Below are 14,249 nucleotides of genomic sequence, written 5' to 3'. Positions count from 1 at the left end.
GCCCGCCGCAGGCCGACCAGTTCTTATGAAGCAGGCCCTGGGTCGGAAGACCTATAGGTACGTTCCGATCCGCTGGTTAGGGTGTAAACCCGGACAGCGGCTGAGAAGGAGCGTGCGCAGGTGCTGATCGCCGGTCGGTACCGGCTGCTCGACCTGGTGGGCCGCGGGGGTATGGGTCGGGTCTGGCGAGCCCACGACGAGATGCTGCACCGCGAGGTCGCCGTCAAGGAGGTCGTACCGCCGAGCTGGTTGGCCGACCACGAGCGGGCCGAGCTGCGCTCGCGCACCCTGCGCGAGGCGCGCACCGCGGCCCGGCTCAACCACCCCGCCGTGGTCCGGCTCTACGACGTCGTCCCGGTCGAGGGCAGTCCGTGGATCGTGATGGAGTACGTCCCGTCGCGCACCCTGCAGGATGTCCTCGACGCGGAGGGGCCGCTCGAGCCGGCCCGCGCCGCCCGGATCGGCCTGGCCCTGCTCGACGCCCTGGAGGCCGCGCACCAGGCCGGCGTGCTGCACCGCGACATCAAGCCGCAGAACGTGCTCGTCGCCCACGACGGGCGGGTGATGCTCACCGACTTCGGCCTGGCCACCTTCGACGGCGGGGACGGCGCGATGACCCGCCCCGGGATGGTGCTCGGCTCGCCGCAGTACGTCGCCCCGGAGCGCGCCGCCGAGGGGGTGTCCACGGTGGCCGCCGACCTGTGGTCGCTGGGTGCCACCCTGCACGCCGCCGTGGAGGGCCGTTCCCCGTACGCCCGCAGCAACGCGATGGCCACCCTCAGCGCGCTGGCCGCCGGCCCGCCGGACCCGGCGCCGCACGCCGGCCCGCTCGCGCCGGTGCTCGCCGGACTGCTGCGCCGCGATCCGCAGGACCGCCTCGGCCACGACGAGGCCCGCCGGCTGCTCACCGCCGCGGCGGAGCGGACCGACATCTCGTCCTCGACGGCCTCCACCGCCGGGGACGGTGCCGAGCCGACCCCGCCGCCCGGGCCCGACCCGATCGGCACCGGCGTCGAGTCGGCGGAAGACGCTCCTGAGGACGACCGCCCGACGGTCGACCCGGCTGTCCGGTACCCGGCGGACGCCGCCACCACCGCCACGGGGCGAACGGGCCGACGGCCGGTGGTGCGGCGGGCGGCGTTGGCCGCCACGGCGTTGCTCGTGGCGGCGGCCGCCGGGGTGGGCACCGCGCTGGCCGTCGCCGGTGACGACCCGACCGACACGGCCGGGTCGTCCAGCACCCCGACCGCCGAGCGGGTGGACGACGGCCGAGGGCAGGACGGCGGGTACGGCGACGACCGGGGCGGCCCGCCCCGTGGCGGTCCCGGGCGGCCCGGTCCACCGGGAGGCCGCGACCTGCCCCCACCACCGTTTCCCTGCGTCCGCCCGGACGTCGTCGGCGCACCGGTCACGGCCGGGTCACCCGGCGCGGGCGAGCGGTTCCGACCGCCACCGGGGTGGGTGTGGTACGCCGACACCACCGGCTTCCGGGTCTCCGTCCCGGCGACCTGGTACTACTCGCGCGACGGGGCGGTGGCCTGCTTCCAGGACCCGGCCACCGGCCGGGCGCTGAGCGTCGCCGAGGGCGGCGCGGCCGACCCGATCACCCGGCTGCGCTCGGCCCGGGACGAGGCCGCCCACGCCGGGGCACTGCCCGGCTACGACGAGATCCGGCTCGCCACCGGCGACGCGGACGCGGAGTGGGAGTGTCGGTGGGACGCCCCGAACGGCCCCCGGCTCCACGCCCGGCAACAGATCGTTGGCGGGTCACGCTGGATGGTGGGTTGGATCACCGACGACCGGGACTGGACCACCGCCGACCGGGACTGGGCCACGGTGCGAAAGAGTTTCCGACCACCCCGCTGACCTGCGCCGTATGGACCTGCTCCGCCCTCCGTCCGGCGTGGATCGAGGCTCCGCTCAGCGGATGAGAAAACCGGCGACGGTGGCTATCGTGTAACTCAGGGTGACCGAGGGGGAGCGACCGTGCAGCAGTTGCTGATCGCGGGTCGGTACCGGCTGCTCGACCTGGTCGGCACCGGCGGGATGGGCCGGGTGTGGCTGGCCCGCGACGAGATGCTGCACCGGGACGTGGCGGTGAAGGAGGTCGTGCCGCCGGCCTGGCTGGCCGAGTCCGAGCGCGCGGAGCTACGACTGCGGACGCTCCGCGAGGCGCGTACGGCCGCGCGGCTCAACCACCCCAACGTCGTCCGGCTGTACGACGTGGTGCACGACGGGGAGAACCCGTGGATCGTGATGGAGTACGTGGCCTCCCGGTCGGTGCAGCAGATCATCAACGCCGAGGGTCCGCTCAGTCCCACGCGTACCGCCCAGATCGGACTCGCGGTGCTCGCCGCGCTGCGGGCCGCGCACACCGCCGGCGTCCTGCACCGGGACGTGAAGCCGCACAACGTGCTGGTCGCCGACGACGGGCGGGTGGTGCTCACCGACTTCGGCCTGGCCACCTTCGACGGTGGCGACGGTGCGATGACCGGACCGGGCCTGGTGCTCGGCTCCCCACAGTTCGTCGCCCCGGAGCGGGCGCGCGACGGGGTGTCGGATCCCCGTACGGACCTGTGGTCGCTGGGCGCGACGCTCTACGCCACGGTGGAGGGGCAGTCCCCGTACGCCCGGTCCAGCGCGATGGCGACGCTCAGCGCGCTGGCCACCGAGCCGCCGGACCCGATGCGTCGGGCCGGCCCCCTGCGTCCGGTGATCACCGGCCTGTTGCAGCGCGATCCCTGGCGTCGGTTGACCGCCGCCGAGGCCGAGCCGCTGCTGCGGGACGCGGCGGCGGCCGACCACGATCAGCCCTCGCCGGTCCGGTCCACGGCGGTGGCGGCGGTCCGCAGCGCGGCCCGGGCCGCCACCACCGCCCGGGTCGGCGCGGACCGCCCCGCCCACGACGCGGCGACGCCGGTGGACCGCAAAGCGGGGCGACGCGGACGGCTGATCGCCTGGGGTGGCGCGGCGGCCGCCGTGGCCCTGCTCGTCGCCGGCGGCGTCACCGCCGCGCTGCAGCACCGCCCGGACGAGCCCACGCCGCCGTCCGGCTCCGGCGGCGGCGCGACCGCCGGCCGACCGGCCGCGTTCGCGTGCGCCACACCCCCGCCACCGACGGCCACGCCGGTGCCCTCGATGTCACCACCGAAGGACGCGCGGTACGGGCTGCGGGACGGGTGGACCTGGCACGACGACCCGACCGGCTTCCGCATCGCCGCGCCGGTGGGCTGGGCACGCTGGACCGAAGGGGCGGTCACCTGTTTCCGGGAGCCCAGTGGGGCGCGGGTGCTCAGCGTCGAGGCGGGACCGGCCTGGACCGACCCGCTGGCACACCTGAGGGCCGAGGAGAAGCGGCTCGTCGACGCCGAGGCGCTACCCGGCTACCGCAAGGTCGACATCTCCACGCTTGACGTCTTCGACGGCGGGGCGCTCTGGGAGTGCAGTTGGGAGAACGCCGCCGGCGAGCGGGTGCACAGCATCCGACTGCTGGCCAACACCTCAGCCGCACGCGCCTACACCGTCTCGTGGTTGACAAAAGAGTTCGACTGGCAGGTCAACGCGGCATACTTCGTGATGATTCGGCAGAGCTTCACGCCCACCCTCTGACACTGTCCGCTGTGGACGATCAAACTGACGCCCCTGCGACACCGGCGCTGGCTACAGTGGCGTAGTTTTGGCGCTCAAGATCCCTGGGGAGGGTGAGCCGAAGATGATGGGACCGTCGCACGCGCTGTCCGGCGCGGCGGTATGGCTGGCCGGGTCCTGGGCGCTGGACCAGTTCGCCGACTACCACCAGTCGCCGCTGGCGCTGGCGGTGGGCACCGCGGTGTGCGCGGGCGGGGCGCTCTTTCCGGACCTCGACCTGTCCGGCAAGGTGACCCGCAACCAGGGCGGCGCCACGGTCGCCCGTACGTTCGGGGTCTTCTCGCTCTTCATCGCCGAGGTGATGGAGAAGATCTCACTCGGCGTCTACTACGCGACGAAGCTCAGCAAGGATCCGCGTCGCAACAACGGGCACCGTACGCTCACCCACACGCTCCCGTTCACGCTGCTCGTCGGCTGGGGCACCACCGCGCTCTGCGCCGCGTACGGCAAGTGGGCGGTGATCACGATCCTGTTCTTCATGTTCGGCCTGGCCCTGCGCGGACTCTTCGACGAGTGGGCCGAACGGGCCGGCTGGGTGATCGTGACGCTCGCCTCCGCCGGGGCCGCCTGGTTCACCTTCGCCAACCTGCCCGGCGGGCGGGGGTATCCGCTGATCGGTACGGCCGTCGGGGTGGGCTGCTTCGTGCACATCCTCGGCGACATGATCACCAAAGCCGGGGTGCCGATCCTCTGGCCGATCCCGATCCGCCGCCGCATGTGGACGATGATCGGCCTCCCGAACAACATCGCGCTGCGAACCGGCAGCAAGGCCGAGGTCGTCGTGCTGCGCGCCGTACTGACCGTGGTCGCGGCCCTCGCCACCGCCGGCCTGATCGCCCCCTCAGTCCTACAACGCTTCAACATCAACGTCTAACCCCGCCCCGCCGGCCGCGCCCCGCGCCCCGCGCCCCGACGCCGCACGCCCCGCCCCCGCGCGCCCGCCCCCACGCCGCGCCGATCTTGCACTTTCGGTTGCCGACCCGTCCCGTTTCGCGCCCTATGTCGCCACCGAAAGTGCAAGATCGACGGGGTGAGGGGCGTCGCCGACGTCAAGATCGCGCTCGATCCTGGATCTAGTGGCCTCCCGGTCGCGCCGACACCACTAGATCCTGGATCGAGCGCGATCTTGCCGGGCTGGCCCGGTGAGGAGCAGGGAGGACCCAGCCGCTCGCGCCGATCTTGCACTTTCGGTTGACGAAGTGTTGAGGTTTGCGTGCTTTGTCGGCACAGAAAGTGCAAGATCGACGCCCCTCGCCCCTCCCCCCGCGCCCCGCGCCCCGCGCCCCGCGCCCCGCGCCCCGCGCCCCGCGCCCCGCGCCCCGCGCCCCGCGCCCCGCGCCCCGCGCCCCGCGCCAAGATCCTCACAACATCACCGATGTTGCTGCATCAGACGCGCCGGAAACAGCAACATCGCCGAACCTGCTGCTTCCCGGGCTCGCGCTGGCGACGATGCGGGCCGCCCGGACTTCTTTTCGACATCGGCTATTGACGGTGCCGTAACACGTGCCCTAGCGTCTGTCGAAACGTTTAGTCGAAACGCTTCGACGATCATTCGCAAGCGGTTCCACCGCAGGCCGGAGGAGGTGCGTGGTGGCCACGATGCACGACGTCGCCCGCCTCGCGCAGGTCTCCGTCAGCACCGTGTCGTACGTGCTCACCGGCACCCGGCCGATCTCCCAGGCCACCCGCGCCAAGGTGCTCGCGGCGATGGCCGAGCTGGACTACCAGCCCAACGCGATGGCCCGGGGGCTGGCCAGTCGGCGTAGCCGCATCCTGGGTCTGTTGATGCCGATGGACGAGCGCGGTCTGGGGGCGACCGAGACCGCGTTCGTCACCGGCGCCGCCGCCGCGGCCAGCGCGGTCGGCTATCACCTCGTGCTCTCGCCGGTCGGCGGGGGCGACCTCGACGACCTGCGCCGGCTGGCCACCCAGCGGATGCTCGACGGCGTGGTGCTGATGGAGGTGCAGCTCGCCGACGAGCGGGTCACCGTGCTCCAGGAGGCGGGCGTGCCGTTGGTGCTGATCGGGCGCACCGGCGACGCCGCCGGGCTCTCCTTCGTCGACATCGACTTCGAGCAGACCGTGCGGGAGGCGGTCGCGCACCTGGTCGGCCTGGGGCACCGCCGGATCGTCTACGTCAACCACTCGGCCGCGACGCTGGCCAGCGGCTACGGGCCCGCGTTGCGTACCCGGGATGCCTTCGTCACGGCCATGACCGGCCACGGCCTGGAGCCGATCATGATCCCGGCCGAGGACAGCGCCGCCGGCGGGCGGGCGGCCCTGGCCGCCGCGCTCGCCCGGGCCCCGGAGCTGACCGCCGTGCTGGCGATGAACGAGACGGCGCTCTTCGGCATCCTCGGCGAGCTGGCCGGGCGAGGGCTGTCGGTGCCCGACGACGTCTCGGTGGTCTCGATGGTCACCTCGCCGCAGGTCGCCGAGTTGGCCACGCCGGCGCTGACCGCGATGACCTCGCCCGGATCGGCCCTGGGACGGATCGCGATCGAGGCGCTGGTACGCCACCTGGACGGCCCCGGCGACGAGCGCCACCAACAACTGCTGCCGTGCGTGCTGGAGATCCGGGGTTCGACCGCCGCGCCACGACCAGACCGGCCCCATGGGGGCTGACCAGTAAAAACGGCCCGCCGCCGCGCGGCAACGCGACGACGGGCCCAGTGAGATACCGGGCTCGATACTCAACGAGGAGGATAGCAATGCAGCGATTCCGCCGGATCGTCGCGGCGATCGCCCTGGCGGCGACCGCGACGACCACCGTGGCCGCCTGCGGCGGCGGTGACAGCGAGGACGACAGCGGGGCCAAGACCCTCAAGCTCTGGCACTACGAGAGCGAGAACAGCGCGATGGGGGTCGGCTGGAACAAGGCGATCGAGATCTTCAAGGCCGAACACCCGGGCGTCGAGGTGCGTTTCGAGCGTAAGGCGTTCGAGCAGATCCAGCAGAACGCCGGCATGATCATCAACTCGTCCGAGGGCCCGGACATCATGGAGTACAACAAGGGCAACGCGACAGCCGGCCTGCTGTCGTCGCAGGGCCTGCTGACCGACCTGAGCGCCGAGGCGGACAAGCGCGGCTGGGCCGGCAAGCTCAGCCCCAGCCTGCAGACCACCGCCCGGTACAGCGACAAGGGCGTGATGGGGTCGGGCAACTGGTTCGGCGTACCCAACTACGGCGAGTACGTCACGGTCTACTACAACAAGGACCTGTTCGATCGCAACGGCGTCAAGGTGCCGACCACGCTGGCCGAGATGACCGCCGCGATGGACACCTTCGTCAGCAAGAAGATCACCCCGCTGGGTATGGCCGGCGCGGAGTACCCGGCCGGGCAGCTCTTCTACCAGTTGGCGCTCGCCAAGGCCGACCGGCAGTTCGTCGACAACTACCAGCTCTACAAGAACCCGGTCGACTTCAAGGCCGACCCGCTAAAGTACGGCGCGGAGACGTTCGCCGAGTGGGTGCGCAAGGGCTACGTCGCCAAGAACTCGGCGAGTCTCAAGGCCGAGGACATGGGCACCGCGTTCATCGCCGGCAAGACCCCCATGATCGTCTCGGGTAGCTGGTGGTACGGCCGGTTCAAGACCGAGATGAAGGCCAACTGGGACACGTTCCTCTTCCCCGGCAACACCCTCAACGCCGGGTCGTCGGGCAACATCTGGGTGGTCCCGTCGAACAGCAAGGCCAAGAGCCTGGCGTACGACTTCATCGACATCACCCTGCGCCCGGAGATCCAGGACCTGATCGGCAACAACGGTGGCGTTCCGATCGCGGCCGACGCCTCGAAGATCAGCGATCCGAAGGACCGCAAGCTGATCGAGGACTTCAACACGGTCAGCAAGCAGGACGGTCTGGCCTTCTACCCGGACTGGCCGGTGCCCGGCTACTACGACGTGCTGGTCGGCGGCTTCCAGGGCCTGATCAACGGCTCGAAGACCCCGGACCAGGTGCTGGACACGATCGCCAAGCCGTACGCCGATGGCGTCAAGGAGATCACCGGCAAGTGACACGGCGAGCGGCGGGCGCGACCGGCACGACCGGAGCGCCCGTCCGCACCGCCGGGAAGGATCTCCCATGGCACTCTCCGAGACCGTCGCCGGCACACCGTCGACGGCGACGCCCACCCCGCCGACACCCCGCCGCCGACCTCGCGGCCGGAACGCGGCGTACTGGCTCTACCTGCTCCCCGGGGCGGTGCTCTTCCTCCTGGTGATCGGCGCGCCGCTGGTCGGCACCGGCTACCTGTCGCTGACGAAGTGGTCCGGGATCGGCGACCCCACCTTCATCGGGTTCGACAACTACCAGCGGCTGCTGGACGACGACGTGTTCTGGGCGTCGTTCCGCAACACGGTGGCGATGATCGTCGCGATGGTGATCGTGCCCACCCTGCTCGGGCTGCTGCTCGCCTCGGTGCTCTTCGACGTGATCGGCCGCCGCTTCCAGCCGCGTACCGCCGCCGGCCTGCGGGCCGCCTTCTACCTCCCGCAGGTGCTGCCCGTGGTGGTCGCGGGCATCGTGTGGGGTTGGATCCTGCGCCCCGACGGCGCGTTCAACAGCCTGCTCGACGCGGTCGGCCTCGGCGCGCTGCGCCACGACTGGCTGGGCGACCCGGACACCGCCCTGCCGGCCGTGATGGCGGTGATGATCTGGGTGCAGATCGGTTACCCGGTGGTCGTGTTCATGGCCGCGTTGCAGCGGGTCGACCCGGAACTGTACGAGGCGGCCGAGGTCGACGGCGCGAACTGGCTGCACCGGTTCCGGGCGATCACCCTGCCGCAGATCCGGCCGGAGACCTTCGTGGTCGCCCTGACCTGCACCATCGCGGCGTTGAAGGTGTTCGGGCCGATCTTCGCGCTGACCCGGGGCGGCCCGGAGAACGCCACGAACGTGCCGTCCTACTTCGCGTACTACACCTTCTTCAAGAAGCTCCAGGTCGGCTACGGCTCGGCGATCTCCACGGTGCTCACGCTGATCATCGTCGTGGTCGCCGGGCTCCTCATCTGGTGGCAGGCGCGCACAGAGCGCCGGGACCGGGGGTTCTGACATGGCCGTGACGCTCACTGGAGCCCCCACGCCGGTCCGCCGGCACGTCCGCGACCGGCACCACCGCGGCGCCGGCCGCTGGGTGGTGCTCGCCCTGGTCACCGCCGGCGCGCTCGTCATGCTGGTGCCGTTCGCGTTCATGCTGCTCAACGCCTTCAAGTCGCCCGGTGACTATTCGTCGGCCGGCCCGCTGAGCTGGCCGAGCGAGTTCTACACCAAGGGCCTGCGGACGTACTGGAACGAGGTGAACTTCCCGCTCAAGCTCTGGAACTCGGCGCTCATCGCCGGTTCCGTGGCGGTGCTCGGCGTCCTCGTGTCGCTGCTCAACGCGTACGCCCTGGGCATCGGGCGGGTCCGTGGCCGACTCTGGATCGTCGGGCTGTTCCTGCTGGCCAACATGCTGCCGCAGGAGGCGTTGATCTACCCGCTGTACTACGTGGCGAAGGAGGTCGGCCTCTACAACACCCGGCTCGCGGTGATCATCATCTTCACCGTGATCCAGAGCGCCTTCGGCACGTACCTGCTGGCCTCGGTCCTGGGCACCTTCCCGCGCTCGCTGCTGGAGGCCGCCGCGCTGGACGGCGCGGGCAAGTGGACGGTGCTGTGGCGGGTGGTCTTCCCCAACCTGCGGCCCACCCTGGCCGTACTCCTGATCTTCTTCTTCATCTGGACCTGGAACGAGTTCCTCATCCCGCTGGTCATGCTGATCGACAACCAGACGCAGACCATCCCGGTCGCGCTCGCGTCGTTGCAGGGCGACCGGCTGATGGACGCCCCGACGACGAACGCCGGCGCGCTGATCAGCCTCGTGCCGGCCATCCTCTTCTTCCTCATCTTCCAGCGCACTCTGGCGCGCGGCATCACGGCAGGAGCCGAGAAGTGAAGTTCACCGACGGGTACTGGCAACTGCGCCCGGGGGTCAGCGTGCTGCGCCCCGGCGCGGTGGAATCGGTCGAGCCGGACGAGAGCGGCTTCACCGTCTTCGCGCCGGCCGGTCAGATCACCGGTCGGGGCGACACCCTGAACCGGCCCGTCGTCACCGTCCGGTTCTTCTCCCCCGCGCCCGGCGTCGTCGGGGTGACCATCGGTCACCACAGCGGTGGGCTCCCCCGCGAGCCGCGCTTCGCGCTGACCACCGACGACCGGCACCCGGTCACCGTCGACATCACCGGCATCACCGCGTCGCTGACCACCGGCGAACTCACCGCCCGGGTCGCGCTCGTCGACGGTTGGCGGGTCGAGTTCCGGCACGGCGACCGGGTGCTCACCGCGTCCACCGGGCGCAGCGTCGGCATTGTCACCGACGGCCAGGGCCGTCGGCACGTGCACGAGCGGCTCGCCCTCGGCGTCGGCGAGACGGTGTACGGGCTGGGCGAGCGCTTCGGCCCGTTCGTCAAGAACGGCCAGACCGTCGACATCTGGAACGCCGACGGTGGCACGGCCAGCGAGCAGGCGTACAAGAACGTGCCGTTCTACCTGAGCAGCGCCGGCTACGGCGTCTTCGTGGACCACCCGGAGCACGTGTCGTTCGAGGTCGGCTCCGAGGTCGTGGCGCAGAACCAGTTCAGTGTCGAGGGCCAGTCGCTCACCTACTACGTCATCGACGGGCCCACCCCCAAGGACGTGCTGCGCCGGTACACGGCGCTGACCGGCCGCCCGGCCCGGGTGCCCGCCTGGTCGTACGGGCTGTGGCTGTCCACGTCGTTCACCACCTCGTACGACGAGAAGACGGTGACCGAGTTCGTCGACGGGATGGCCGAGCGGAACCTCCCGCTGTCGGTGTTCCACTTCGACTGCTTCTGGATGCGCCAGTTCCACTGGGTCGACTTCGTCTGGGACCCGGCGACCTTCCCCGACCCGGAGGGCATGCTGCGCCGGCTGCACGAGCGCGACCTGAAGGTGTGCGTCTGGATCAACCCGTACATCGCGCAGCGCTCGTACCTCTTCGAGGAGGGCCGCGCGGCCGGCTACCTGGTCCGCAACCCGGACGGCTCGGTCTGGCAGTGGGACAAGTGGCAGGCCGGGATGGCGCTTGTCGACTTCACCAACCCGGACGCGGTCGCCTGGTTCACCGGAAAGCTCAAGGTCCTGCTGGACATGGGCGTCGACTGCTTCAAGACCGACTTCGGTGAGCGCATCCCCACCGACGTGGTGTGGCACGACGGTTCCGACCCGCAGCGGATGCACAACTACTACTCCTACCTCTACAACAAGGCCGTCTTCGAGTTGCTGGAGACCGAGCGCGGCGAGGGCGAGGCGGTGGTGTTCGCCCGCTCCGCCACCACGGGCGGGCAGCAGTTCCCGGTGCACTGGGGCGGCGACTGCGAGGCGACGTTCGTCGCGATGGCGGAGTCGCTGCGCGGCGGGCTGTCCCTGGCGGCGTCCGGTTTCGGCTACTGGAGCCACGACATCGGCGGCTTCGAGGGCACCCCCGACCCGGCGGTGTTCAAGCGGTGGATCGCCTTCGGTCTGCTCTCGTCGCACTCCCGGCTGCACGGCTCCGGCTCGTACCGGGTCCCGTGGGCGTACGACGAGGAGGCGGTCGACGTGCTGCGGCGCTTCACCCGGCTCAAGCTCAGCCTGATGCCGTACCTGGCGGCCGCCGCACAGGAGGCGCACGCCGAGGGGGTACCCATGATGCGCCCGATGATCGTGGAGTTCCCGGACGACCCGGCCGCGGCGTACCTGGACCGGCAGTACATGCTCGGCTCCGACGTGCTGGTCGCGCCGGTGCTCAGTGCCGACGGTCAGGTCACCTTCTACGTCCCGGCCGGCACGTGGACGCACCTGCTGACCGGCGCCCAGCTCACCGGCCCCGCTTGGGTGACCGAGAAGCACGAGTTCGACAGCCTGCCGGTGCTCGTCCGGCCCGGCGCGGTCATCCCGTTCGGTGCCCGCTCCGACCGGCCCGACTACGCCTGGGCGGACGATGTCCGGCTGTGCCTCTACGCCCCGGCCGAGGGACAGCGGCGGCGGGTACGGATTCCGTCGCCCGGCGCGGGGCCCGGCGCGGAGTTCGAGGTAAGTTTCCGCGACGGCGTGGCCAGCGCGGAGCTGGTGGCGGGTGAATCGTCGGCGTACCACTGCGTGGTGGCCGGGACGGAGGTGGCGGGACAGTGACGGCAGATGCCTTCCCGGAGAGTTTCCTGTGGGGTTCGGCCACGGCGGCCTACCAGATCGAGGGCGCGGCAGCCGAGGACGGCCGGGGACCGTCCATCTGGGACACCTACAGCCACACCCCGGGACGGACGCTGAACGGCGACACCGGTGACGTGGCCGCCGACCACTACCACCGCTGGGCGCAGGACCTCGACCACGTCGCCGAGCTGGGCCTGGGCGCGTACCGCTTCTCGATCTCCTGGCCCCGGGTGCAGCCGGGCGGCGCCGGCCGGTTCAACCAGGCCGGGCTGGACTTCTACTCCCGGCTGGTCGACGGTCTGCTGGAGCGCGGCATCCGCCCGGTCGCCACGATGTACCACTGGGACCTGCCGCAGGAGCTGGAGGACGCCGGTGGGTGGCCGGTGCGGGACACGGCGCTGCGCTTCGAGGAGTACGCCGCGGGGATCGTCGCCGCGCTCGGCGACCGGGTGCACACCTGGACGACGCTGAACGAGCCGTGGTGTTCGGCGTACCTCGGCTACGGCTCCGGCGTCCACGCGCCGGGACGGACCGAGCCGGCGGCGGCGCTGGCGGCCGTACACCACCTCAACCTCGCGCACGGGCTGGCCGGTCGCGTGGTCCGCGAGACCGCGCCGACCGCCGAGCTGTCGGTGACGCTGAACCTGCACGTCATCCGCCCGGCCTCGGACGCGGCGGCGGACGTCGACGCGGCCCGCCGCATCGACGCGCTGGCCAACCGGGCGTTCCTCGGGCCGATGCTGAACGGGGCGTACCCGGCCGACCTGCTGGCCGACACGGCCGGCGTCACGGACTGGTCGTTCGTGCGGCACGGCGACGAGAAGCTGGCCGCCGTGCCGCTGGACGTGCTGGGCGTCAACTACTACTCCAGCACCCTGGTCCGCGCCTGGGACGGGCACTCGGCCCGCTCGGACGCCGACGGTCACGGCGCGTCGGCGCACTCGCCGTGGGTGGGTGCCGAGGACGTCGACTTCCTGCCGCAGCCCGGCCCGTACACGGCGATGGGGTGGAACATCGACCCGCCGGCCCTGACGGAGCTGCTGCTGCGGCTGGGGCGGGAACACCCGGGCCAGCCCATGATGATCACCGAGAACGGCGCGGCGTTCGACGACGTGGTGTCGGCCGACGGCCGGATCCACGACGACCTGCGGATCGACTACCTGCGTCGGCATATCGCGGCGGTCGCGGACGCCCGCGCGCAGGGCGTGGACGTGCGCGGCTACTTCGTCTGGTCGTTGCTGGACAACTTCGAGTGGGGTTACGGCTACGACCGTCGTTTCGGGATCATCCGGGTCGACTACGACACCCAGGAGCGCACCTGGAAGGACAGCGCGCACTGGTACCGACGCCTCGCCACGACCGGTCGCCTGGACTGACACCAGCCAGGTGTCACTATCCGTGGGTACGCCGTCATGGTGCCGCGGGGATCGCGGCGGCAGACTCGACGCATGGTCGAGCCCGTCACCGTCGTCGCCTTTCCGGGCGTGCAGTCGCTCGACGTCACCGGCCCGTGGGAGGTCCTGGCAGGAGCGAACCGGTACCGGACGACGCGCGACGAGCCGCCCGCCTACCGGCTGCGGCTCGCGGGCGCGACGGCGCAGGTGGTCTCCGAGAGCGGCCTCGCGCTGACGGTCGACGCGCTCGGTGAGCCGGTCAGCGGGGGCACCCTCGTCGTGCCGGGCGGCCGGAGCGCGGCGGCCGAGGACGAGCACGACGACCTCGTCGCCTGGCTGCGCCAGTGCCGGCCCACGCGGTTGCTCTCGGTGTGCTCCGGGGCGTTCCTCTGCGCACGGGCCGGGTTGCTCCGGGGTCACCGGGTGGTGACCCACTGGTCCCTGTCCCGGGAACTGGGCCGGCGATTCACCGACCTCACCGTCGACCATGACGCCCTGTACGTGCACGACCGCGAGGTGTGGACGTCGGGTGGGGTCACCGCCGGAATCGACCTGGCACTGGCCGTCGTGGCGGCCGACCACGGCACGCGGGTCGCCCAGGAGATCGCCCGCTGGCTTGTGATGTTCCTGCACCGCCCCGGAGCGCAGGCCCAGTTCTCCGGACCGGTCTGGCGGGAACGCGCCACCGAGCGGCGGGTGGCGGCCGCGCAGCGTGCGATCGACGCGGATCCGGCGGCGGCGCACCGCGTCGACGACCTCGCCGCGCAGCTCGCCATGTCGCCCCGGCACTTCCAGCGCCTCTTCGTCCGGGAGACGGGGCTGACGGTCGGGCGCTACCTCACCGAGCTCCGCCTGGAGACCGCCAAACGCCTGCTGGTGCAATCCGACCTCGGTCTGGGCGCGGTGGCGGCCCGGGCGGGCTTCGGGTCGGCCGAGTCGCTCCGCCGGGTGTTCGGCGAACGGCTGGGCACGACCCCGGGCGAGTACCGCACCCGTTTCTCGATCAACTGACCGCAG

General features: G+C 71.6%; 10 protein-coding genes. All 10 read left to right on the top strand.

All coding sequences use genetic code 11. From position 1 onward, the window contains the following. Positions 1-120 precede the first annotated feature (120 nt). The 10 genes from AC3EN4_RS21890 (at position 121) to AC3EN4_RS21845 (ending at position 14,243) form a co-directional block, all read left to right on the top strand. Entirely contained in the window at positions 121-1,866 is a 1,746-nt protein-coding gene (locus tag AC3EN4_RS21890) for a serine/threonine-protein kinase (RefSeq protein ID WP_435207570.1), read from the top strand. 180 nt (positions 1,867-2,046) lie between these two features. Next, a complete protein-coding gene (locus tag AC3EN4_RS21885; RefSeq protein ID WP_435207583.1) occupies positions 2,047-3,609 on the top strand; it encodes a serine/threonine-protein kinase in 1,563 nt (520 codons plus the stop codon). 103 nt (positions 3,610-3,712) lie between these two features. Then, positions 3,713-4,522, top strand: a complete 810-nt coding sequence (locus tag AC3EN4_RS21880; RefSeq protein ID WP_422735809.1) for a metal-dependent hydrolase — start codon at positions 3,713-3,715, stop codon at positions 4,520-4,522. 725 nt (positions 4,523-5,247) lie between these two features. Beyond that, a complete protein-coding gene (locus AC3EN4_RS21875) occupies positions 5,248-6,273 on the top strand; it encodes a LacI family DNA-binding transcriptional regulator (protein WP_435207582.1) in 1,026 nt (341 codons plus the stop codon). 86 nt (positions 6,274-6,359) lie between these two features. Continuing rightward, positions 6,360-7,664, top strand: coding sequence for an ABC transporter substrate-binding protein (locus AC3EN4_RS21870; RefSeq protein ID WP_435207569.1), 1,305 nt, complete (start codon positions 6,360-6,362; stop codon positions 7,662-7,664). Positions 7,665-7,731: 67 nt separating this feature from the next. After that, positions 7,732-8,700, top strand: coding sequence for a carbohydrate ABC transporter permease (locus tag AC3EN4_RS21865; RefSeq protein WP_422735811.1), 969 nt, complete (start codon positions 7,732-7,734; stop codon positions 8,698-8,700). Between the two features lies 1 nt (position 8,701). Beyond that, entirely contained in the window at positions 8,702-9,583 is an 882-nt protein-coding gene (locus AC3EN4_RS21860) for a carbohydrate ABC transporter permease (RefSeq protein WP_435207568.1), read from the top strand. Next, complete coding sequence (yicI, locus tag AC3EN4_RS21855; RefSeq protein WP_435207567.1) at positions 9,580-11,820, top strand: alpha-xylosidase; 2,241 nt, start codon at positions 9,580-9,582, stop codon at positions 11,818-11,820. The genes AC3EN4_RS21860 and yicI overlap by 4 nt, the downstream gene beginning before the upstream one ends. Then, the gene (locus AC3EN4_RS21850; RefSeq protein WP_435207566.1) at positions 11,817-13,214 is read left to right on the top strand and encodes a GH1 family beta-glucosidase; all 1,398 of its coding nucleotides are present in this window, start codon (positions 11,817-11,819) and stop codon (positions 13,212-13,214) included. Before yicI ends, AC3EN4_RS21850 begins: the two co-directional genes overlap by 4 nt. 72 nt (positions 13,215-13,286) lie before the next feature. After that, positions 13,287-14,243 carry a GlxA family transcriptional regulator gene (locus AC3EN4_RS21845; RefSeq protein ID WP_435207565.1) on the top strand — a complete coding sequence of 319 codons (957 nt, stop codon included), beginning with the start codon at positions 13,287-13,289 and terminating at the stop codon, positions 14,241-14,243. The last annotated feature ends 6 nt before the right edge of the window (positions 14,244-14,249 follow it).

This window comes from Micromonospora sp. bgisy143 (assembly GCF_057708145.1).
The sequence above is the reverse complement of the archived record's forward strand: the minus strand, read 5'-3'. Positions and strand labels throughout refer to the sequence as shown.